General features: G+C 45.3%; 20 protein-coding genes. 9 read left to right on the top strand and 11 right to left on the bottom strand.

From position 1 onward, the window contains the following. Positions 1–12 precede the first annotated feature (12 nt). From RHM67_RS04755 to RHM67_RS04735, 5 genes are all read right to left on the bottom strand, one after another. Positions 13–1,791 carry a hypothetical protein gene (locus tag RHM67_RS04755; protein WP_322230973.1) on the bottom strand — a complete coding sequence of 593 codons (1,779 nt, stop codon included), beginning with the start codon at positions 1,789–1,791 and terminating at the stop codon, positions 13–15. After that, on the bottom strand, positions 1,791–3,917 hold the full coding sequence (locus RHM67_RS04750; protein ID WP_322230972.1) for a hypothetical protein: 2,127 nt from the start codon (positions 3,915–3,917) through the stop codon (positions 1,791–1,793). The genes RHM67_RS04755 and RHM67_RS04750 overlap by 1 nt, the downstream gene beginning before the upstream one ends. Then, positions 3,910–5,361, bottom strand: coding sequence for a BatA domain-containing protein (locus RHM67_RS04745; RefSeq protein WP_322230971.1), 1,452 nt, complete (start codon positions 5,359–5,361; stop codon positions 3,910–3,912). Before RHM67_RS04745 ends, RHM67_RS04750 begins: the two co-directional genes overlap by 8 nt. Positions 5,362–5,363: 2 nt before the next feature. Continuing rightward, positions 5,364–6,242, bottom strand: a complete 879-nt coding sequence (locus RHM67_RS04740; RefSeq protein WP_322230970.1) for a DUF58 domain-containing protein — start codon at positions 6,240–6,242, stop codon at positions 5,364–5,366. 85 nt (positions 6,243–6,327) lie between these two features. After that, the gene (locus RHM67_RS04735) at positions 6,328–7,323 is read right to left on the bottom strand and encodes a MoxR family ATPase (RefSeq protein WP_322230969.1); all 996 of its coding nucleotides are present in this window, start codon (positions 7,321–7,323) and stop codon (positions 6,328–6,330) included. Positions 7,324–7,588: 265 nt separating this feature from the next. Here RHM67_RS04735 and RHM67_RS04730 point away from each other — a divergent pair, with 265 nt between their 5' ends. From RHM67_RS04730 to RHM67_RS04715, 4 genes are all read left to right on the top strand, one after another. Beyond that, on the top strand, positions 7,589–8,215 hold the full coding sequence (locus tag RHM67_RS04730; RefSeq protein ID WP_322230967.1) for a DUF4159 domain-containing protein: 627 nt from the start codon (positions 7,589–7,591) through the stop codon (positions 8,213–8,215). Between the two features lie 48 nt (positions 8,216–8,263). After that, positions 8,264–8,893 (top strand): RDD family protein, encoded by a 630-nt coding sequence (locus RHM67_RS04725; protein WP_322230966.1) that lies wholly within the window; start codon positions 8,264–8,266, stop codon positions 8,891–8,893. A gap of 1,730 nt (positions 8,894–10,623) precedes the next feature. After that, positions 10,624–12,258 (top strand): TldD/PmbA family protein, encoded by a 1,635-nt coding sequence (locus RHM67_RS04720; protein WP_322230965.1) that lies wholly within the window; start codon positions 10,624–10,626, stop codon positions 12,256–12,258. A 1-nt stretch (position 12,259) separates the two neighbouring features. Next, a complete protein-coding gene (locus RHM67_RS04715) occupies positions 12,260–13,597 on the top strand; it encodes a TldD/PmbA family protein (RefSeq protein WP_322230964.1) in 1,338 nt (445 codons plus the stop codon). Positions 13,598–13,781: 184 nt separating this feature from the next. Here RHM67_RS04715 and RHM67_RS04710 read toward each other — a convergent pair whose 3' ends face one another. From RHM67_RS04710 to RHM67_RS04695, 4 genes are read right to left on the bottom strand one after another with little or no spacing between them, the layout of a single operon-like run. Continuing rightward, a complete protein-coding gene (locus RHM67_RS04710) occupies positions 13,782–14,450 on the bottom strand; it encodes an RDD family protein (protein ID WP_322230963.1) in 669 nt (222 codons plus the stop codon). Positions 14,451–14,497: 47 nt separating this feature from the next. Next, entirely contained in the window at positions 14,498–15,481 is a 984-nt protein-coding gene (locus RHM67_RS04705; RefSeq protein ID WP_322230962.1) for a LiaI-LiaF-like domain-containing protein, read from the bottom strand. A gap of 2 nt (positions 15,482–15,483) precedes the next feature. Beyond that, positions 15,484–16,080 (bottom strand): PspC domain-containing protein, encoded by a 597-nt coding sequence (locus RHM67_RS04700; protein ID WP_322230961.1) that lies wholly within the window; start codon positions 16,078–16,080, stop codon positions 15,484–15,486. Positions 16,081–16,105: 25 nt separating this feature from the next. Continuing rightward, positions 16,106–16,810, bottom strand: coding sequence for an SDR family oxidoreductase (locus tag RHM67_RS04695; protein WP_322230960.1), 705 nt, complete (start codon positions 16,808–16,810; stop codon positions 16,106–16,108). 93 nt (positions 16,811–16,903) lie between these two features. On the opposite strand from RHM67_RS04695, the gene RHM67_RS04690 reads away from it, so the two are divergent. The 5 genes from RHM67_RS04690 (at position 16,904) to RHM67_RS04670 (ending at position 21,656) form a co-directional block, all read left to right on the top strand. After that, positions 16,904–17,635: an ABC transporter permease gene (locus tag RHM67_RS04690; protein WP_322230959.1), complete on the top strand. Its 732-nt coding sequence runs from the start codon at positions 16,904–16,906 to the stop codon at positions 17,633–17,635. Continuing rightward, positions 17,632–18,384: an ABC transporter ATP-binding protein gene (locus tag RHM67_RS04685; RefSeq protein WP_322230957.1), complete on the top strand. Its 753-nt coding sequence runs from the start codon at positions 17,632–17,634 to the stop codon at positions 18,382–18,384. Before RHM67_RS04690 ends, RHM67_RS04685 begins: the two co-directional genes overlap by 4 nt. Positions 18,385–18,525: 141 nt before the next feature. Continuing rightward, positions 18,526–19,413, top strand: coding sequence for a class I SAM-dependent methyltransferase (locus RHM67_RS04680; protein ID WP_322230956.1), 888 nt, complete (start codon positions 18,526–18,528; stop codon positions 19,411–19,413). A gap of 81 nt (positions 19,414–19,494) precedes the next feature. Further along, positions 19,495–20,556, top strand: a complete 1,062-nt coding sequence (locus tag RHM67_RS04675; RefSeq protein ID WP_322230955.1) for a hypothetical protein — start codon at positions 19,495–19,497, stop codon at positions 20,554–20,556. Between the two features lie 101 nt (positions 20,557–20,657). After that, the gene (locus RHM67_RS04670) at positions 20,658–21,656 is read left to right on the top strand and encodes a Gfo/Idh/MocA family oxidoreductase (RefSeq protein ID WP_322230954.1); all 999 of its coding nucleotides are present in this window, start codon (positions 20,658–20,660) and stop codon (positions 21,654–21,656) included. 113 nt (positions 21,657–21,769) lie between these two features. Here the strand turns inward: RHM67_RS04670 and lepB are convergent, their stop codons facing one another. Both lepB and dapB read right to left on the bottom strand, forming a co-directional pair. Continuing rightward, on the bottom strand, positions 21,770–22,909 hold the full coding sequence (lepB, locus tag RHM67_RS04665) for a signal peptidase I (RefSeq protein WP_322230953.1): 1,140 nt from the start codon (positions 22,907–22,909) through the stop codon (positions 21,770–21,772). 22 nt (positions 22,910–22,931) lie between these two features. Beyond that, positions 22,932–23,681, bottom strand: a complete 750-nt coding sequence (dapB, locus tag RHM67_RS04660; protein WP_322230952.1) for a 4-hydroxy-tetrahydrodipicolinate reductase — start codon at positions 23,679–23,681, stop codon at positions 22,932–22,934. Positions 23,682–23,692: the final 11 nt, after the last annotated feature.

The raw sequence follows: 23,692 nt of genomic DNA, 5'->3' as shown, positions 1-23,692 counted from the left end.
AGAGGCCTTTTGTCAATCTCTTTGAACCCTCTCCTTTGGAGAGGGCAGGGAGAGGATTTTTGTTTCTACCCAAAGGAAAGTACATGCCGCAAGCAACAGGATATAAAAATATATTTTCGGAACATCAATTCGCACTTTTTGCTGTATCTGTTTTGTTACAATGCCACTTATTTCGTGCGACTTGGCATACTTTTCAGTTGCTGATAATTTGTTGGCCGCCTGTACTGGTCTCCAATCGTTATTAGCAAATGCGTACCAGCTTTTACCCTGCAAAATTTGCCAGCCTGCAGCCTTTGGCCAGTATTGCGCGCTGTATTCAAAAGGTACATTTGGGTTTTGTATCGATGCGATGATTTCGTTGTTGATAGTGATGGGGGCTGCTTTACCCTGTGCTATTTGCAGTTGAGCAGGTTCGCCTTTGTAAGGTGGGGATATAAATTCAATTTGGCTTTCATTCATATCATCTTTACGCGCAGCCTTATTAATCAATGCCCACCACAACATCATATAATCCTGCTTATTTCCACTTAGCATCCAACTGAAAGTATTATTTAATGTGGTAAACACAACCTTTCCTGAGCCGGATATGGCACTGCTTGCCAAAACTTTTTCCTGCGCGGTTTTAATCAAGGGCTGGGTGCCGTTTTGATAAACAATATGCGCCAGCCCGTAACCCAATTTGCCTGCGCTTTTTTTACCATTGATGATGAGCAAAGCGGGTTCTGGTTCTTTACCCGCAGGCCTGTCTACCAGGAACTGTGCTTGCAGCCATGATCTTTTACCGGTGCTATCCGCACGTACAATTAGTCCAAGCCCATTATCGGCAACAGCCTGTTTAAGCGCACCGCTTCCTGCCGGGGTCAATCCATTTAAAACTGATAGGTCGCCTATTACTACATCAAATTTATTCAACGTTTGGGTGGATAGTTTATCCAGACTGAATTGTGCTATATTAATATATTCGATGTTGAATTTGCCTTTACTAATGGCAGATCGCAGGACAACGGAGTAGCCATTCTCAGTAAGCCAGTTCTTTAAAAATTTGCTCTCAAAATCCGGCGAAGCCGAAAGCATTAAAACTTTTAGCGGTTTAACAGGCGATATTTGAACGGGGATGCTTCCCTGCAAAGCGGTATCGGCACGTAAATTAAACACCATCTTACCTGTGGTTTTTGGGATGGCGCTTAGGTCAAACTCCGTTTGTGCATTCGGCGGCAGCATTACCGAATCTAAACCCGTGTTCAATCCACTTAAAATCAATTTTATTTTTTGTGCCGATGGATTGTTGTAGGTGCCCTGCACATGTAGGGCTTCACCCGCTTTTAGGTGGCCGTTCCAATTTACATTATTAATACCGGATGGTGCTTTCGCGTGATGAAATACGAATGGCCGACTATTCAGTTGTGCTAACTCATCTGCACGTAATCCGTAACCATAAATGTGCAGCTTATCCGTTTTGTTCAGCTCATCTAAACCATTAATGAGTTTGGCTTTGGGGTAGGCTTTCTTAATTGCAGCCTCTGTCGTAACCAAATTGGTATCTGTAGATTTGATACTATCCGCATCAAACCCATCGGTGAGCAAAATGGATTTATGTTCGTCAGATTTTGTTACCGAGTCATTGTAAGCAATCGGCAAAGTAATACATGCTAATGATGCTATCGCGATAAGCACCGCCAGCATCCGCAGCCATACATATCGTTTATTGGCACGCCTGTACTCCTGCCATACAAAGCCCAAAGCCAGCACAATGCACAGCGCGATAACGAGATATGTCCAGTTGGCTTGCATTAACGGTTGGCTTGTTTTAAGTTCTTATAATACTGTTTGGAGAGGCCCATATCCGCGGAAGTTCCCTGAGATGATGGCATTGCTTTGAGTGCTCTTAGCGTTTTTTGTAGGGCACGTTCTACCGTATTTACATCTGCAAGGTTTGCCTTTGGTGCCGATAAGATCCTGCGCATGGCATTCAAAGCCAACAAATAAACGCCGGGTTGTGCCGATGCCCTCACACTTAGTTCCTGGTTAGCTAACCGGAGCGTCCTGTTATCGGCCTGACTAAGCGCCGGGTTGCTCTTTAAACCTTCCAATACATTCACCGCTTTTTTAAGCGCCTCCAACTGGTCTGCCGGGGCTTTTATTTCCTGTTTGTTTATGGGTTGGATGATCTTGTCCAGTTCGCCACTCAATCGTTTCCCGGGCTTTAGCGGCGCGGGGTTGTAAGCTGTTTTGGCTACGTATGAACGTGACTTTTGTTGCAGATCTTTCAGTAATCGCAACGCTTTGTAAGCGAAAGGTAGGGCGGCCTGTGGTTTGTAAAGGCGCATCTGTAATTCGGCCTTCCACATCTCGGTGAGGGTGGCTTTTAGCTGGGCTTTGATGTTCGGCTCAAAAAAGCCTGCATCTTCGGCATTATCGTGGTCGTCGGTGTATTCTTTCAGGATCTTTGCGGCGTTACTAAAATCTGCCGGGTTGGCGGGGTCATTATTTGGCGCACCAATGGCATCTTCACCTTCTTCGCCTAAAAACTTGCCGTAACGCAGTCTTAACAGTTTCTGGTCTATGCCCAGATCGTTACTTCGTGCATTAAATTTCTCTACGCTGATGCTGTCCTTATCTTTCAGCAATTGCTCGGCATCAATAATTATTTGCCGCTCGCTCCTAAAAAATTCGGGTTTAACATTTACACCGGAGAGCACACCGTTCATGCTCAGCAATTCAGCAGTATCCTGTATACTTACGGTATACACATCGGTACGACTAAGCTGCTTGTGCGTATCCTGTGCCTGCACGTAAAAATAAAGTTCGTCTCCGGGCTGCATATCCAGGCTTGGCAGGTTTATTAGTTTTTGCAGATCGTATTTCGGTTTATGCGCATCAAAACCTTCCGCAAAACTCAGCTTATATTCTTTAAATTTCACACCCTCACCCCGGCCTTTGGCAACGGTTACTATAATGGTAGATGCTGCAATGCCATAATCATCATTCAGGGTGGCGTTTATGGTAACTTTTGGCGCCTCGCCTGCATCTATATAAGTATATTGTTTTGGCGATTTAATATGAATAACCGGCGCAACGTCCTTAACCATTTGGATATAATAATAGTCAGATAATTTACCATCGATACTCACCTGATAAAAACCCGGCTTAACAATTTGTTTAGAAGCATGCCATTCAGTATGTTTTTTATTGCTTTGTAATGCAATTTCACCATTCTTAATAAACTGTATAGCAATTTTCTTGACAGCGATGTTGGTTTTAATAATCCAGCTAACGGCTCCCCCTTCTTCTGCCGAAAGGTTAAACTTATCCTGCACGCGCCTGGCTTTGCCTGTATAAGCGGGCGGCGTGACCGTAATTTCCACACTGCTTATTTGCGGCAAAACATTTTCGGCCATATCCATTGTGCCGGGTGCGCATACTGCAACGGGCCGATTTGGCCCATAAAATACCCGCTCGATATGGAAGATCTTGCCTAATCCCCATATCAAACCTGTAGCGATAATCAAAAAGAAGAATGCGGTTACCAATCGTTTGGCGAATGGCTTATGTGATATTTTCAGATCTGTTAAAACAGACGCCGTTTTTGATGAGGCAATAACTTGTAACAGGTTCAATTCATCCGCAGGCAACAATAATAGCTGGCTACTTTCCTGTAACTCCGGATATTCTTTGTTGAGAAACGCGGCTATCTTCTCGTCCGTCATTCGCCATGGGCGATTAATAGCCAATAAAATGGCAAAGGCAATTGGGAAGGTGATGAGCCCATACACCAAATTTGGCGACCATAAATAATACACAAGCGCACCCACATATAAGGCTGCGTACAGTGAGTATAGCACATCCTCCAGCACCTGGTAAATTATCCATCGCCGGCGCAGGCCTTGTATTTTATATATCCCGCCCTGCTCAGCCATTACTTATGGTTTTAGTTTTATGTGCGAGGATGCGCTCGGCAATAAAAATTGCTACTAATAACAGCCAGAAATAGTGCGACAAGGCTATAAGTTCTGTTGATTTAGCTGATGAGATCGTTTTATTTTCGGTTGCTTTATTGGGCTGGATTTGCGCGTTGCTAAGTACCCGTTTATCGTATTGTGCGGGCTGAACGACGTCCTTTTCTATCAGCTTCAAGATCATTTTTGGGAATGCGTCGCTCCAAACCAATTCATTCCAAAGCGGGTTAAAATGGCTGTAGAAATGATAAGTATTGCCATCTAACCCTAATACCGGCTTGCCGAAACCATCCTTCCAAATTGCTTCTTCATTCTTTTTTGGATTGATGGATTTTGCTAACGCGATATGCCCCGGCTCTATCCAGGTATTTGCATCAATGACCTTACCGGCCTCATACTTAAAAATATGCTTACTGCTTTTTGCAGAACTGCTTACCGTTTGGTCGGATAACCAAAACAACCAGGTTTGTCCGCCGGGTATTTGTAACGAGCTACTATATTGTTTAACAACAGCTTTCCTTCCGCTAAAGTTAACTGCTGCTAATAGCGCCGCTTTCAAGTAACTGGCATCAACCGCATACTTATCGGTATAGATCGCTATGCGCGTGGCGCTGGTATCAACAGCAATACTATTCGCACCTTTTAAACTGACTGATGGCTGTCCGTTTGGAGTGCTAACGCTGATGTCGCCGCTGCCACCATTCTGCAATATTTGATTGCTGTAACTTGTCCCCGCAGGGTTGCTGTTGCCAACTGTTACTTTTATGGAACCGCTATTTGTTAGCGATGCCGAGGCGATCCATTTGCTCACCGAATCGGCAGCAGTGTAGGTTTGCCAACGCAGGTTCAAATCTACTTGTGGTTTGCTGCCTTTATAATAGTTCATACCATTCGGCGTAAAAACATACAACGGCATAGCCGACGAAACCTTGCTATCCAAAGCCTTGATCAGGCTCCAGTAATTGGCTTTTGTGGCGGTATCATTTATAGTGGTATCGGTCAATAACTTGTTCAAATCGTTCTTTGCAAATCCTCTATCAAAATAATGGAACTCGTAACCGGCCTTATTTAGTGAATCGACCACGGGTTTAAATTTTTGATATATTTCTTTAAAATTCTCCTTCGGGATGAGCAACCAGCCTTTAACCATTTTAGTTGATGCCCCCTTTTGCCAAACCGGCGAAGCCAGTAGCATCGCCAATAAGGCCAGCAATAAACAACGCAGTATCAGCAGTAAAATATCCAGCAGCTTAAAACTGCGGCTGCTGCTTTTAGAGGCCTCCGTAATAAGCGAAATGCTACCAACCTTAAGCGTTTTTCCCGGCCTTACATTCCACAAGTGGATAATAACCGGAATGCTGAGCGCGGCCAGTGCAAAAAACCATATGGGGTTTAAAAACTGCATGCCTATCTCGCCCCCTTTTTACGCTGTACCAAAAATACCCGCAAGGCCTCGTCCAAAGGTTGCTGCGTGCTCACCATTTGATATACGATGCGTTTGGCCGCGAGGTTGCTTTTTATAGCCGCTAAATGTTCCTGCAAACGCTCTTTATAATTATCTTTTGCGCCCTGGGTGTTTACCTGGATAGTTTGGCCGGTTTCCAGGTCTTCGAGGGTAGAGAACCCTTTAAAATCAAAATCAAGTTCGTTTTGCCCAATCAGGTGGAACACGATGATCTCGTGCCGTAAGGCGGATAAGGAATTGAGCAGCGCGTTTATCTCACCATCCGCCTGGTACATATCGGTCACAAAAACCAATAGTTCCTTGCGGCCGTTGCCTGCAAAAAGCTCTTGATAATGCACCGGCTTAGTAAACGCACCTGCCGGGTCAACTTGTTGCAAATTATAAAACAAGCGCTGCAAATGCTGCGGATCTGGCTTAGAGGGCATCGAGAATAGTTCGCCATCTTTAAATATATTCAAAGCAACAGAATCGCCCTGTAGGTTGGCTAGGTAGGCTAATGAAGCCGTTAATGCTTTGGCATATGCTATCTTTTTAACCCCGTCATCATCATGGTTCATAGATGCGCTGGCATCCACCAAAAACCTTACGGAGATACTCGTTTCCACTTCCGATTCGCGGATGTAGTACCTGTCGCTGCGGGCAAACATGCGCCAGTCCAGCCAGCGCAGGTCGTCGCCCGGTTGGTAGCTGCGGTACTGGCTAAACTCCAGTCCGGGGCCCTTTACCTTGCTTTTGTTAAACCCGTTCATAAAGCCATCAATAACCGTCTTCGCCAATAATGGCAAATCCTTAATGGTCATTAATACTTTAGGGTTAAGCATGGTGAGTGATCAGAGATCGGTTAATTAAAGATTAGCACGCATAATTTATTAGAACCCTCTCCTCCGGAGAGAGGGCAGGCTGAGGCTACAGCGCGCCTTTACGTTCAACCACTTTTATCAACTCCTCGGTTACCCTGTCAGAGTTGATGCCTTCTGCCTCGGCTTTAAAGTTCATGAGTATGCGGTGCCTTAACACGGCCGGGGCCATGGCGTGGATATCCTCCATCAGTACCGAATACCTGCCTTTTAGCAAAGCCCTTGCTTTGGCAGTTAATATCAACGCCTGCCCTGCGCGCGGGCCTGCACCCCAGCGTACCCATTCCTTTATATAAGCAACGGTGGTAGTATCGGGGCGGGTAGCACGGATCAGTTCGCTTACGTAGCGTGTTAGGTCTTCGTTAATGGTTACCTGCCTTACCAGGGCTTGCGCCTGTATAATTTCTTCGGCGGTTATTACGGCTTGCACATCGGCTTTTTTGGTGCCGGTGGTGCGGTTTAGTATCGCAAATTCTTCTTCGGGGGTTGGGTAGCCAATTTTAATCAGCAATAAAAACCTGTCGAGTTGTGCCTCGGGCAGCGGGTAAGTTCCTGCCTGCTCTATGGGGTTTTGGGTAGCCAGGATAAAGAAAGGCTTATCCAGCGGGTAGGTTTGCCCGCCATAGGTTACCTCAAATTCCTGCATGGCCTCCAACAATGCCGCCTGTGTTTTAGGCGGCGTCCGGTTGATCTCATCGGCCAGGATAATATTGGCGAATAGCGGGCCTTTATTAAACTTAAAAAAGCGTTTGCCCGTTGCGTGGTCTTCCTCCAATATCTCGGTGCCGATGATATCCGTAGGCATCAGATCTGGCGTAAACTGGATGCGCCTGAACGCCAAATGCAAAGCCTGCGACATGGTTTTAACGATCAGCGTTTTTGCCAACCCCGGTACACCCTCTAACAGGCAATGCCCGCCGGCTAAAAATGCCACCAGCAATTCATCCAAAATGGCATCCTGCCCCACAATTACCTTCTGGATCTCGGTTTTTAACTGAGGCAGTTTTTGTAGCAGGGCTTGTATATTTTTCTCGGTAAGTTCCAATGTGTTTGTATTTCGGCCTCACCCCAACCCTCTCCTTTGGAGAGGAGGCTTTATAAACCCACTTACAAACTCCATCTCCTTTGGAGAGGGCCGGGGTGAGGCTAATGAGGCTACAAGATATTACCCTTTAACTTAAATACCATGCTTTTTTGTCAAAATCTCAACAAAGTATCTAAAACTTTACAACATCATCGGTTTATTAATTTAAGCGGGCAGGATTTTTGTCTTAATTTTAATCCCGATTACTATCGGGATCTACTTATAAATGGCATACGGGCAAAAATTCACTTTTACAAGGTTAAGCTACCACAGCGGCGATTGGGATACCGATCAGCGTATGCCCTCCAACCTGCTCAATTCCCTGCTGGAGTACACCACCATCCCTATCGACGAGCATGAGAAGGTTATCCCGCTAAGCAGCGATGATATTTTTGCCTACCCCTTTTGCTACCTCAGCGGGCATAAGCTGGTTCAGTTTGATGCAAAGGAGAAAGCCAACTTTAAAAAGTATGTGCAAAACGGGGGTTTTGTGTTTGTAGACGATTGCAACCACGATATCGATGGGCTGTTCGCCAAATCTTTCGAGGCGCAAATAGCGGCTTTGTTTGGGCCTGCTGCCATGAAAAAAATTCCCAATAACCATAAGTTGTACAGTTCCTTTTTTAAGTTTGAGAAAGGCCCGCCTACCACCTCCTTTGAGCTGAACGGCTGGGGCGACGACCTGGTGCACGATTACCTTAAAGCCATTGAAATAAATGGCCGCATAGGGGTGCTGTACAGCAGTAAAGATTACGGCTGCGAGTGGGATTACGACTACCGCAACAAACGCTTCCTGGCAGAAGATAACACCAAATTTGGGGTGAACATTATTGTTTACGCCATGAATTCCTGAACGGGTAACGCCAATTTTGCTTACCTTTCGCCAAGTTTTAAAACACGCATGACAGACGGTTACCACATATCGCAGGGCAACGAAGAAAAAGGCCCTTTTACTTTAGAAGAATTGACGGAAATGGGTATCGATTTAGATACCATGGTGCTATCCCCGGGGGCCGACGACTGGCAACGCGCGGCAGACCTGCCCGAGTTTTTTAACTACTTTGAGGCCACCGGCATTTACTTCCCTACCGAAGATAACCTTGCCGGTTTTTGGTGGAGGCTGCTAGCTTACTTTATCGACTACTTTACTTTAGGTTACGTACTCGCGCTTTTCACGTCGGGTATTACGGCGCCGCTATCCAAAAAGATACTGGATAATACCATGACCTCGGCCGATATGCCCCTGTTTGTCCAGATCTGCCTGTTAAATTTCCTTGCCTATGTTTTTTACCACTCCGCTCTGGAAGCATCGCCCCTGCAGGGCAGCCTTGGCAAAAGATTTTGCGGTTTAGTTGTGGTTGATGCCGATGGCCGCAGGCTAAAGTATGGCCGCGCGCTAAGCAGAAACTTCAGCAAGTTTTTTTCAAGCATCGCATTCGGCGTAGGCTACCTCAGCATCCTTTGGGACGACCGCAAACAAGCCTGGCACGATAAAATCGCTAAAACCTACGTGTTGGTACGCAATAGGTAGAGCCCCCTCTAAATCTCCTCCGCTGGTTAGCGGAGAGACTTTGGTACACTGCCACCTCAAAATGTTCACGTTCACGCTTGCGAACACACGGCTAACATCATGAACATTCTGATAATCAAATAATTAACAATTTAAGTACTGACATAACTGCGCCACCACTTTGTATTTAAAAATTACACTTGTTTTTACGCTCTTAAATGACTTTTTTTCGCCCTGGTTTCGCCGGGGAATAAGCCATTTAATGAACAAAACGGTGCAGTATAGGACTCCCTCTTTCTGCACCTGATCAAAGTTCGGACAAGCTGCAACTACTCTCCACCCTGTCATTTCGAAAAAGGCACGAAGAGAAATCTTGTTAGATATGATAAGGCGTTAATTAGCTCTTCGTTAGGAAGGGTTGGTGCTGTATTAATCGTCAGTGGATGTTCATTTCTTTTCTCTCAAAAGAAACGAACCAAAGAAAAGTCGCGGCTTGGTAACACCCTGTTAAAGTTAGTGCTTTATCAGTTGCGGTGCCACCCGTGTGTTACACTATGCCGCAGTTTTTAGGTCATCGTTCGGTTCGTCAGGCTTAATTGTCTTGAACCGGGATTTAACGAATTTGCCCGATGTCCAAGATTTTTAAAATCCCTTAATCTGGATAATCCTATAAATCAAGGTTCAGACAACTACCCCCCACCCTGTCATTTCGAAAAAGGTACGAGGAGAAATCTTGTTAGATATGATAAGGCGTTAATTAGTTCTTCGTTAGGAATGGTCGGTGCTGTATTAATCGTCAGTGGATGTTCATTTCTTTTCTCTCAAAAGAAACGAACCAAAGAAAAGTCGCGGCTTGGTAACACCCTATTAAAGTTAGTGCTTTATCAGTTGCGGTGCCACCCGTGTGTTACACTATGCCGCAGTTTTTAGGTCATCGTTCGGTTCGTCAGGCTTAATTGTCTTGAACCGGGATTTAACGAATTTGCCCGATGTCCAAGATTTTTAAAATCCCTTAATCTGGATAATCCTATAAATCAAGGTTCAGACAACTACCCCCCACCCTGTCATTTCGAAAAAGGTACGAGGAGAAATCTTGTTAGATATGATAAGGCGTTAATTAGTTCTTCGTTAGGAATGGTCGGTGCTGTATTAATCGTCAGTGGATGTTCATTTCTTTTCTCTCAAAAGAAACGAACCAAAGAAAAGTCGCGGCTTGGTAACACCCTGTTAAAGTTAGTGCTTTATCAGTTGTGGTGCCACCCGTGTGTTACACTATGCCGCAGTTTTTGGGTCATCGTTCGGTTCTTCAGGCTCAATTGGTTTTGAACCAGGATTGAGCGGATTTACCCGAGGTCCATGATTTTTAAAATCCCTTAATCTGGATAATCCTATAAATCAAGGTTCAGACAATATTCAGCCACCCCCCTTGCTGGCGCTCGCCCACCGCGTGTGCCTCTACCTTCACAACCAACCAACCCCACCTAAACCCGATAGCAGCGTAGACCATGTATATCCGTTGGCTAACGGAGGGGCTACCCCAACCGAAACACCACTGCAATTGCTTTTCTTGTTGGTTCATTAGTTCACTTGTTCATTAGTGATTGAGCAGACACACGTCGCTTGTATAAAACACACCCCTAACCCCTCTCAAGAGGGGGAACTTAAAACCATCTGCACATTTGCATATCCGCATAACCGCATATTTGCACATCTTCCTTTAATCGCTATATTTAGGCTTTAATCATATCGTTTTGAAAAGAAAAGACTTCCTTTACCTTACGGGCATGGGCATTAGTGCATCTATGCTTAGCCAGTTTTCGGCGGTGGGTTCGCCCATTGTGCCCGGCACGCGCATGCGCGATGTTGATGTGGCTATAAAAAAACGCATGAGCGATGTGGCCCTTAATGCTGCCCGCGCTAAAGGCGCTACCTATACGGATGTGCGCCTTGGCCGCTACCTGAACGAGTTTGTGGTTACCCGCGATAAAAACATTGAAAATATTGTTGATACCGAAAGCTACGGCATGGGCATCCGCGTTATTGCCAACGGCTGCTGGGGCTTTGCCGCTACAGATAAGCTGGATAACGATAGCATTGCACGCGCTGCCGAAACCGCCGTTGCCATTGCCAAAGAGAACTCGCGCATACAAAGCGAGCCGGTACAGCTTGCCCCGCAAAAGGGCTACGGCGAGGTTACCTGGAAAACCCCGATAGAGCGTAACGCCTTTGAGGTGCCCATGAAAGAAAAAACCGACCTGCTGTTATCTGTAAACGACGCTGCCTTTAAAAACGGCGCCAACTACGTTAACTCGGTGTTGTTTTTGGTGAACGAGCAGAAATACTTTGCCTCTACCGATGGCTCATACATAGACCAGGATATCCACCGCATTTGGCCGGTATTTGGGGTTACCAAAATAGACGACAAGAGCGGCAAGTTTGAAACCCGCAGCTCGCTTAGCGCACCGCGCGGCATGGGTTACGAATACCTGATGCCTAAGGCAAGCGAAAAGATAAAAAGCCAAACCACCCTTTACCGCGACCGCTACGATATGCTGGAAGATGCAGGCGCGGCAGCATTGCAGGTTGCCGAAAAGCTAAAGGCAAAAACGGTAGAGCCGGGCAAATACGACCTGGTGCTTGATCCAAGTCACCTGTGGCTAACCATACATGAATCGGTAGGCCACCCATCAGAACTTGACCGTGTGCTGGGTTACGAGGCCAACTTTGCCGGTACCAGTTTCTTAACTTTAGATAAGTGGAAAACGGGCAAGTTCAACTTCGGCAGTAAAAACGTAAACATTGTGGCTGATAAGCTGCAGCCGGGTTCGCTTGGCGCGGTTGGTTATGATGACGAGGGCGTAGGCACCAAACAGTGGGATATTATTAAGGACGGGATACTGGTTAATTACCAGGCCATCCGCGACCAGGCGCACATCATCGGGCTAAAAGAATCGCAAGGCTGCTGCTACGCGCAAAGCTGGAAAGATGTACAGTTCCAACGTATGCCGAATATCTCGCTACAACCGGGCAAGGAGAAAATGTCACCCGCGGATATGATCAAGAATGTGGAGAAAGGAATTTACATCATCGGCGATAGCTCGTTCTCTATAGATCAGCAACGTTATAACTTCCAGTTTAGCGGGCAGCTTTATTACGAGATCAAAAATGGTAAAATAGTAGGCATGCTAAACGATGTTGCCTACCAGGCCAACACGCAGGAGTTCTGGAATTCCTGTACAGCTGTTTGCGATAAGGACGATTACCGTTTGGGCGGATCTTTCTTTGACGGCAAGGGCCAGCCAATGCAATCAAGCGCGGTATCTCATGGTTCATCAACAGCCCGTTTTAACGGGGTTAACGTAATTAACACAGCAAGAAAAATATAACATGGCAATATTAACTGAAAACGAATGCCGCACCCTGTTAAAAAAGGTGCTTAGCTATTCAAAAGCTGATGAATGCCAGGTTAGCATTTACAGTTCAGATTCGGCAAACGTACGCTTTGCCCGTAACAACGTATCAACCAGCGGCGCTATCAGCAGCAGCAGCATGTCTATATCATCGGCCTTTGGCAAAAAGCTGGGCGTTATTACGTTGAATGATTACAGCGACGATTCGTTACAAAAAGCGGTAAAACGCGCTGAAGAACTGGCGCATTTTGCACCCGATAACCCGGAGTATATGCCCATGCTTGGGCCACAAACCTACCCCGCCCACGGCAAAACTTTTGTAGAGGCAACAGCGGCTATTACACCTGCACAGCGCAGCAAATGGGTGGAGGACAGCCTAAACATATCTAAACAGAACAAGTTGATAGCCGCCGGCTTTTTGCAAGACAGTTGTGCCAGCAGCGCCATGATGAACTCTAAAGGCCTGTTTGTATACAACAGCGGCACCAACGTTAATTTTTCGGCCACAATGCGCACGGCAGACGGGCAAGGCTCGGGTTATGTTACTAAGGATTATAACGACGTTAGCAAGCTGGATGTTAATGCCTTCTCGTTAATAGCGGCTAAAAAAGCAGCCGGCTCTGTTGGCGCTAAAGCCATTGAACCGGGCAAGTACACCGTAATATTGGAGCCTGCCGCAGGCATTGTATTATTAGAGCAACTATACGGTAGCCTTGATGCCCGCAGTGCAGACGAGGGCCGCAGCTTTTTAAGCAAACCGGGCGGTAAAACCCGCCTTGGCGAAAAACTGGTTGACGAGCGCATCAACATCTACGCCGACCCTACCAACCCCGACCTGCCAGCTGCTACTTACGACGGCGAAGGCATGCCTTTAGATAAGATGAGCCTGATAGAAAAGGGGGTTATCAAAAACTTTAGCTATTCGCGATACTGGGCGCAAAAGAAGGGTGTAAAACCTGTGCCGGGCGCAGCCAACATTATTATGGAAGGTGGCACACAAAGCCTGGAAGACCTGATAAAAGGTACCGAAAAAGGCATATTGGTTACCCGCCTGTGGTACATACGCCCGGTTGACCCACAAACCCTGCTGTATACCGGCCTTACCCGCGATGGTACTTTTTACATAGAGAACGGTAAGATCAAGTTCCCGATAAAAAACATGCGCTTTAACGAGAGCCCTGTTATAATGCTGAACAACCTGGATGCCCTTGGCAAAAGCGAGCGCACCGTTAGCGGCGAAAGCAGCCAAAGCGCCCTGATCCCGCCAATGCGGATAAGGGACTTTACGTTTAGTTCACTCTCTGACGCGGTTTAGTACGGTTATTAGTTTACATGATTTAATAGCGATGGGTAAAATATCCATCGCTATTTTTTTGTTCCCCTCTTGAAAGGGGTTAGGGGTGTGTTATTGAACAGGTAAGGTTGTCATGGTGAGCTTGTCGAACCATTAGCCTCTCGCAGAAGTCTTCGACAGGCTCAGACTGACATATTTTATAGTGCTACGAGTCGAGCCTGTCCTTGATCACCACGGTATCCGCCAGCATATCGTGCAGGCATTGTTGTTTGGCGGTGAAGAAGCACATGATATAACCAATAAAAAATGTAGCTGTGGAAAGGTATTTGCCAAGGTTACGGCCAATGGCCTGGCCGGAGGTTATCTGCTCGCCGTATAGGTCGCACACGCGGATCTTCATTAACTGCTTGCCTATTGTGCCGCGCTTGGAGCCGCTTTCCAATTGTACATTGTAGATGACCTTAGCAATGGGTGTTAAGGCTACGATGCCTATGGTGATGCCAATGCGCAGCACCTGGTTTTCACTCCCCGGGAGGGCTAACAATAAAATCAGCATCACCACAAAAGCGGCCAGTACAAATACTGCTAACACAATAAGCCAATCTATAACTGCAGCAATAGCCCGCTGATCGAAACTACCGAAATATTGCATGGGCAATGGTTGCCTTTTAAAACCAAAAAGTTGCCTTAGTGCAGCTATTTCATGGGCTTCTTTGTAATCGTCCATCGCCGGGGTCTTTACAAAATCGCCGGGCTTAATTTTACGCTCTTTTAATTGGGCAATGCTGAAAGGGCCATTGGGTTTACCGTTGATGACGAGGATATATTCGTCATGGGTGGTAGGCGGTAAATTAGTATTGCCAGATGGTTGCATAGCGTTCAAATTTAAACATTGGTTGCTCCATCCGGCAATAAAAACTATTAATATTTGCTTACCTTAAATTTAGATAAGCCACCTTTCATATTGATGATTATTTTAGTTTTAGCGGCTTCAAATCCCTGGGTTTCATAAACATTGTCGCCTTTGCTAACAAAATCTATAAAATCTGTTGATGATAGGCCGGAATTTGAGGTGATACGGCATGCTGCATTCTGGGGTATTTGGATAGCAACTTTAGATACACCGGTTTCAACATCGATGTTGGTAGTTGCAAGTGGCTGGCCGAGTTTAATTTCAAAAGAACCCGCACCACCGTTTATATTAACCCGTTGAATTTTAAATTTCGAAAGATCAAATTCAAGAGCGGTAGCCCCAGCATCAATATTGATATCCCATTCTGGCTTTGTGTTCAGCTTTATTTCAGCAGAATTACCATTGTCTGAATCCCAGTCGATATGGCCTTTTTTATCTTTCATGCGCAAATTAATTACTGGTGTGGCGCCGTCCATGGTATGTGTATAGATATACCTGTTAAAACGCTCTTTTGTTACGGCTGTAAATAGCTGGTTGGTGGTATCCTTTAAGGTGTACAAAGTACCGCCACCGGTTATATTAAGCTTGGCAACCGTTGCAGTTGCTACATAAGGCTCGGTATAGGTACTGCTACCTTCTACCTTTACAATGCCGGTGCTATCGCTTCCGTTATCGTTGTCGTCATCATTATCTTTATACCAGCCTTTATCGTTAAAGTTCCACCGGCTGTTAAACGGCGAGAACCAGCGATTTTCGAAATGCCCGAATATCAGCAGCGCAAAACCTAATATTACCACACCTATTTTAAGGGCAGCTGCCCAAACCGTTTTATTATTGGCCAACACCAGGTTTATACCACCCATGATCAAGAATATTGGCCATAGGTGCCATATGTTACCCCAGTGAAAATTTATTACGTTATAATTATCTAACAGGAACACGGTTCCTAACAGGACCAGGATAAGGCCAGGTACAATTTTTTCGCTTTTCATGATTATACAGTTGGAGTGTTATCGTTTAAGTTTTCTTCGGTTGTTGTGGTTTTGGGCTGGGCAGTAAAATCGGCTTCCTTTTTATCGGCAGCCCAGCCTTCTTTTTCCCACGGTTGTTTTTTGGTATTAAATATAAGCGTTGCGCCAACAGCTACCAATACAACAGGCCATAATTTTTCAAAATCAAAATCGGGGATGATGTCTATCTGGTCCAGCAAAAAGATGGTACCAAGGGCTATCAATATCACACCAAACATCACACCTACGTTAGAGGCCTTTTTTACCGGCTGAAACGGCTGGCCCGGGAATGGCGGGTTAGGCACAGTATAATCTACCTTTACATCACCATATGCTTGTTGATAGTTAGGGTTATAGCCCGGTGTTACACCCGGCCTAAATGGTTCATTATAGTTGAACGGGCGTTTTGGCAATACTGCCCATAATATAAAATAGGGCAGCACAACAAAGCCTTTTAAAAATATGCCCAGTACAAATATTACACGTACTATTGATACATCAATGCCAAAGTATTCGGCTAAGCCTGCGCAAACACCACTTACTACTTTGCGGTGTTCGTCTCTGTAAAGTTTCTTTTCCATTGTCTTTTAGTTTAAATGTTGGTTTTTAAATCTGGCCCGGCGCAGGTTTTATAACCACTTCGTCAACATTGGCACCGGCGCTCATATTTAATATATTTACTATTGCCGATGCTACATCTTCGGGGAGTACCATGGTGTTTTTATCAACCTCGATACCGTTCCATGAATCTGTTAATGTTGACCCCGGTATCACTGCTGTTACTTTAACACCATGTCCCTGCGTTTCGAGCCTCATTACCTTATTAAGACCTAAAAGTGCATATTTAGTTACACTATACATACCTGCCTCTACTACGGGGTTTATAGCTGCTACAGAGCATATATTGAAGATATGCCCTTTACCGACAGAAACCATGGTTTTACCGAAGAAACGGTACAGTTCATAGGCCGGAAGCAGGTTGGTATCTATCTGTTTTTGGAACGAATCCTCGCTATCGTTAAGTATAGATACATGCTTGTACATACCCACGTTATTCACAATAATGTCGACGAAACCCAGCTTTTTCTCGGTGAATACGGCAAAATTTATGAGCTCGTCGCGCTTGCTGCAATCCGTAACCATGGTTATTACCGTAATTTGGGGGTTGATGCCTTGCAGCTCCTGTTTAAAATTTAATAAATCTTGCTCGTTTCGAGAACAAATTGATAAGTTTATTCCTTGTTTAGCAAAAGCAATTGAAACAGCGCGGCCAATGCCTTTAGTTGCTGCAGTAATAAGGGCGTTTTTCATACTTAAATATCAATTAAAATCGATTGAATTTGAAGCGGCAATATAGCTTAATATTAAAAAATGTATTTTTAACCGAATTATCTACGATCACAAATGTTTCAAAGCTTAGGAAAATATATAATATTGCTGGGTTTAAGTTTTAAAAAACCCGAGAAATTTAAGGTTTATTGGGCCGAGGTAATGCGCGAAATGGTATCAGTGGGCATCGGCTCGTTGGGTATCATCAGTATTATATCGGTATTTATCGGTGCCGCTACCACCATCCAGGTGGCCTTCCAGCTTTCAAGCCCTTTGGTGCCCCGCAGTATTGCCGGCAGCATCTCGCGCGACTCCAACATTCTGGAGTTTAGCCCAACCATATCATCATTGGTATTGGCAGGCCGTGTGGGCTCAAACTTTGCATCAAACATTGGCACCATGCGTGTTACCGAGCAAATTGACGCCTTGGAAATTATGGGTGTTAACGCGCCGGGCTATTTAATAGCGCCTAAGATCTTAGCTTCTATCACTATGGTGCCCTTGTTGGTTATCGTATCAATAGCATTAGGTATTACAGGCGGTTACATCGCTTGTTTGGTTACCGGCAGCATTACCCCTGCAGATTACCTGATGGGTGTTCATGATGGCTTTGATGGCCTTACCATTCGTGTTGCATTGGTTAAAGCCTTTGTATTTGGCTTTCTTATCGCTTCTATATGTTCTTACCAGGGGTTTTACACAACAGGCGGCGCACTCGAGGTTGGCCAGTCGGCTACACGTGGTGTGGTTTTTAGTTGTGTGTGGATCTTATTTGCCGACCTTATGATCACCAGTTTAATGTTATGATCGAGATCAAAGATATTTATAAAACCTTTGGCGATAACGAGGTGCTTAAAGGCATCAGCGCTACTTTTCAAACCGGGAAAAACAACCTTATTATCGGTGGCTCGGGTTCCGGTAAAACTACTTTGCTAAAATGTATCGTGGGCTTGCACGAACCTACCAAAGGCCAGGTGTTTTTTGAGGATGAGAATTTTACCGAGATGGATTTTATCGCCCGCGTACCTATCCGTACGCAAATTGGGATGTTGTTCCAAAACTCGGCTTTGTTTGATAGCATGACGGTTGAAGAGAACATCATGTTCCCGCTAAACCTATTCACCCAGCAATCGAAGGCAGAGAAGCAGGACCGCGCTAACTTTTGCCTGGAGCGTGTAAACCTTAAAGATAAGAACAAACTTTACCCGGCAGAACTATCGGGCGGTATGAAAAAGCGTGTGGGTATTGCCCGCGCCATATCCATGCAGCCAAAGTTTTTATTTGTAGATGAGCCAAACTCCGGCCTCGACCCAAAAACATCTATCCTGATAGATGACCTGATCAACGATCTTACTGCCGAGTATAACATGACTACCGTTATTGTAACGCACGATATGAACTCGGTAATGGGTATTGGCGACCATATCATTTTCCTTCACCAGGGCCAAAAATGGTGGGAAGGCTCTAATAAAGATATTGCACATACCGATAATCAAGAACTTAACGACTTTGTATTCGCCAGTAAATTTATGCAGGCAGCGAAAGAGAAATTGTAGTTAAGTCGGTAAGTCCGATGTCCGTAAAGTTGGAAAGAAGAACAAAATCAATAAGATTGTCTAAATTTGCAGCATCTTATTAATTCACAATAAAAACACTTCCGGACTTTCGGTCTTTCCGACTTTCGGACCACTTAAAACATGATCCAACTGCTTACCCCAACCCACTGGAAAGATTACGAGCTGATAGATTGCGGCGACTTTGAAAAACTGGAAAGGTTTGGCAATACTATACTGATACGCCCCGAGCCGCAGGCTGTGTGGAGCAAAGCCCTCAGCCCCGCCGAATGGCAGCACCTGCACCATATTAAATTTAAAGGCCGCAGCGCAACCGCAGGCGACTGGGTAAAGAAAGACCCAAAAACCGCCGACCGCTGGCACGTGGAATACAAAAACAACGATGTTGCTATCAAATTCCGCCTGGGTTTAACCTCATTTAAACACCTGGGGATCTTCCCGGAGCAGGCCGTGAACTGGGACTACATTTCAGACAATATCAAAAAATTTAAAACGCCAACTCCAAAGGTGCTTAACCTGTTCGCCTACACCGGTGGTGCATCGTTAATTGCCCGCGCGGCAGGTGCCGATACCACCCACGTAGATTCGATAAAACAGGTGGTTACCTGGGCAAATGAGAACCAGGAGCTTTCGGGATTAAAAGACATCCGCTGGATGGTGGAAGATGCCCTGAAGTTTGTAAAGCGCGAAGTTAAACGCGGCAAAACCTATAACGGCATCATCCTGGACCCACCTGCGTACGGTAACGGCCCCAACGGCGAAAAATGGAAACTGGAAGATAACATCAACGAGATGATGAGCGATGTAATGCAATTGCTTGACCCCGAAGAACACTTCCTGATCCTGAACACCTACTCGCTTGGGTTTTCATCGGTCATCATAGAGAACCTGATCAAAAGTGCATATCCTGCAGTAGAGAATTTAGAAATAGGCGAGCTGTATTTACACGCCACGGCAGGCCTCAAACTACCGTTAGGCGTGTTTGGTAAATTTTATAAAAATAAAAGCTAATACACCTATAAGTTTTATCTTTACAAGCACTATATTTAACCAGGCCAAACGGTCGGCAAACAATCAAACTACCCATTACTTATGAAATTCAAAAGCGTATTTGTACCGGCATTAATAGCGGTATGTTCTGTTGCATTGCTTAGCAGCTGCAGCCAAAGCGGCGGCAGCAAAACAGCCGATAAAAAGGCCGACACCACCGTGAAAGCCAAAGGCGAAGAAGCCGACACTTTAGGTGTTTTAAAATCGAGCTACCCGCCAATTGATAAAGCCAAATACGACTCTTTATTAAAATTTAACGCCCATACCGATACCAGCGGCCGCTGGCCGGTTAAAAACCAGCCTTACCCATTAGGTGGTGCCATTTTGCCATTTAAACGCGTGGTATCTTTTTACGGCAACCTATACTCTAAAAGAATGGGCATCCTGGGCGAATTGCCGCCAAAGGAAATGCTTGCCAAACTAAAAGGCGAAGTTAAAGCATGGGAAAAAGCAGACCCTAAAACACCTGTACAACCTGCCTTACACTACATTGCAGTTGTTGCCCAGGGCGATGGTGGTAAAGATGGTAAATACCGTTACCGCATGCCTTTTAAACAAATTGATAGTATTTTGGTACTGGCTAAAAAAGCACATGCCATTGTTTTTTTAGATGTGCAGGTAGCCTTAAGTAATATACAGGCCGAGTTGCCTTTATTTGAAAAATACTTAAAAATGCCACAAGTACATTTTGGTATGGACCCTGAGTTTTCTATGAAAGACGGCAGCAAGCCGGGTAAAAAAATTGGCACTTATGATGCTGCCGATATTAATTACGTAACCGGTTATTTGGCTAACATTGTTAAAAAGAATGGCCTGCCTCCAAAAATATTGGTTGTTCACCGTTTTACTAAAAAGATGGTAACCAACTACAAAAACATTAAATTACGCCCCGAAGTACAGGTAGTAATGGATATGGATGGCTGGGGCGAACCTGATTTGAAGACCGGTACTTACCGCTACTTTATTAACCAGGAGCCGGTACAATTCACAGGGTTTAAATTGTTTTACAAAAACGACATCAAGAAAGCACCTCACCATATGCTAACCCCAACAGAGGTAATAACAAGGTACAGCCCTTATCCTTTGTATATACAGTATCAATAGAGATTAAGTGGTGAATAGAGGGTGGTGAGTGGTTCATGGCGTATAATTTACGATGAACTACTCACCATTTTTTAATATATATTGCCCTTTAAAATACAAGCATGCCCAACCATTCTCCACTCACCACTCACTATTCTCCAGTAAAATGGGGTATCATCGGCTGCGGGCGCATAGCGCACAGGTTTATGCAGGGTTTAAACGCCTTGCCCGGCAACGTGCTTGCGGCTTCCTACTCGCGCAGGCCGGAAACGGTTGATGCATTTGTAGCGCAGTACGGAGGCGAGGCCTGCAGCAGCGCGGAAGAGCTTTTAGCGGCCGATATAGACGCGGTTTATATTGCCACCCTGCCCGATACCCACGCCGGTTACAGTATTAAAGCATTAAACGCCGGAAAGCATGTATTATGCGAGAAACCGGCTACCTTAAACCTACCCCAGTTAGAAGAAGTATTAACCGTTGCAAAAGCAAGCGGCCTGTTATTTATGGAAGGGATGAAACCGCCCTTCTACCCGTTATACCAAAAACTCAAAGAATATTTAGTTGAAGACCCTATTGGCCCGGTGGGGTATGTAAGGGCAGGCTCATCAGTCGCTGATATCAGCAGGGACCATCCAAATTTTAGTCTCGCGTTAGCAGGCGGCGCTTTAATGCAGATCGGTATTTACGAAGCTTTCCTGGCCGTAGACTGGCTTGGCAAAACAGAAGAGGTACAAGCCATGGGCCGCTTCAGCGGGATGGAGATAGATATGTTCAGCATTTTCCAAACCAAACACAAGAATGGGTATGCCCAACTTTACGGCGGGTTCGATCTGCATGGTAAAGGCGACGCACTAATTTGCGGCACCATCGGCTACGTCACCATCCACAAAAACTGGTGGAACCCGGCAAAGGCTACCATCAGTTACCTGGACGGGCGCGTAGTAGAAATTGACGAACCCTTCACCGCAGGTGGATTGAATTACGAGATACAACACTTTGTTGACCTGATGCAAGCCGGCAAAACCGAAAGCCCGATCATCTCCCATGAAATGTCCCGCCAGATGATAGCGATGATAGATAAAGCAAGGAAACAAGTGGGATTGAAGTATGATGGGGAGTAAATAGTAAAATATGTCATTGCGAAGAGCGTAGCGACATGGTTTTTATTATTTGTCACAAACGCAAAAAGCCCTCCCGACTATAGTTGGGAGGGCTTTCAATATCATAACAGGGGTTAGTGGATACCCCTTAACAACCGGCTCCAGCGAATCTTGCCGAAGAACGAGGCGTTATCATCCCAGCTCATCCACACAAAAAGGGCTTTACCCACTATGTGGTCTTCGGGTACAAAACCCCAGTAGCGCGAATCTAACGAGTCGTGGCGGTTATCACCCATCATCCAGTAATAATTCATTTTAAAGGTGTAGGTAGTGGTCTCTTTACCGTTGATCAGGATCTTACCGTTACCGTGTTGGATCTCTAATTTATTACCTTCGTAAACCTCAATAGCGCGGCCGTATATAGGCAGGGTTAAGCTGTCTAATTTAACTGTCCAGCCTTTTTTAGGGATAATGATAGGGCCGTAGTTATCTACATTCCAGTCAAAATCTTTATTCAACGGGCTTAGTTTATATTTTGGATACCCCGCCGGGAAAACCGGGTTAAACGGATCTGCCATGCCTGGTTGCTTGTAGTTTGGCGTGATAGATTTTACGTTGGAGTATGTTTTTAATTTGGCTGCCGCATCCTTGGTCATGGTTGGGGTCGGTTGGCTTGGGTCGTAATAAGACACATTCAGGTCGGCCAGGATCTGCGGGTTTAGATCCATCCCATTTGTAGTAACGGCGTAATCTGTTTGCTCGCCCGGAGGGTTTGGTGCAGCCTTACTGTTTATATACACCTGCGCATTTATCAGGCTTAAGGTATCGCCGGGGGCACCCTGGCAACGTTTAATATAATTTTCGCGTTTATCAACAGGCCTAAAGTATGGCGAGTCGGCCTCCATAGGGTAATTGAATACCACCACATCACCCTTTTTAACTTCGCTTAAACCCGGCAAACGGTAGTATGGTAATTTAATGCCATCCCAGTATGCTTTTGTGCCTAATATAGGCATGGTGTGGTGCGCAAACGGGAATGCAACAGGCGTTATTGGTGTGCGGGCGCCGTAGTTAACTTTGCTCACAAACAAAAAGTCGCCTACCAACAGCGAGCGCTCCATTGATGGTGTAGGTATGGTGTACGCTTCAATAAACAATGTACGGATCAGCGTAGCGGCAATAACCGCAAAAATTATCGCATCTGCCCATTCGCGGCCCGCGCTCTTTTTTTTCTTATCCTTTGATTTATTGTTATTCCAAAATTTCCAGTTCATTATTTAATTATTGGGTAGTGAATTAGTTATTAAAATCAAACATATCCTCAACAGAATAAAAACCTTTTTTATCCTTGATCCATTCGGCAGCCAGCACGGCGCCTAAGGCAAAGCCGTTACGGTTATGAGCGGTATGTTTAAACTCTATGGTATCTATTTCAGAATCGTAAATAACGGTGTGGGTACCGGGCACGTTCTCTATCCGTAACGATTCAATAAGCAAGTCGTTAGCGGCAATTGTTTCGTCGTCAGGTTTTTCATCGCTGATCACAACATTTTTCCAGCCTTTTTTACTGTCCAGGTTATCAATAATACCCTCGGCAATGGTAATAGCCGTTCCGCTTGGCGAATCGAGCTTTTGGGTGTGATGGATCTCTTCTACCTGTACATCGTAGTAAGGGTAGTTATTCATCAGCTTAGCCAGGATCTTATTTACGTGGAAGAACACATTTACGCCAACGCTAAAGTTGGTTGCATAAATAAAGGATGCTTTTTGGTATTCGCACTGTTCTTTGATCTGCTCCATTTCGTGGTGCCAGCCGGTGGTGCCCACAACTATGGGTACGCCTGCCTTAAAGCAACTTTCGATATTGCCCAACACGGTAGCCGGGGTACTAAACTCAATAGCCACATCCGCCTTTTGCAGGTTTTCGGTAGTTAGCTCATCAAGGTTATTGTTATCTATTTTAAGTACAATTTCGTGTTTGCGGTCATGGGCAATCTTTTCGATTATCTTACCCATTTTACCGTAACCTAACAATGCAATTTTCATCCGTAATGTAT

Origin of the sequence: Mucilaginibacter sp. 5C4 (assembly GCF_034345625.1) — a bacterium.
GTDB classification, from domain to species: domain Bacteria; phylum Bacteroidota; class Bacteroidia; order Sphingobacteriales; family Sphingobacteriaceae; genus Mucilaginibacter; species Mucilaginibacter aurantiaciroseus.
Note: the sequence above shows the minus strand (reverse complement) of the source record. Positions and strands in the feature narration are given on the sequence as shown.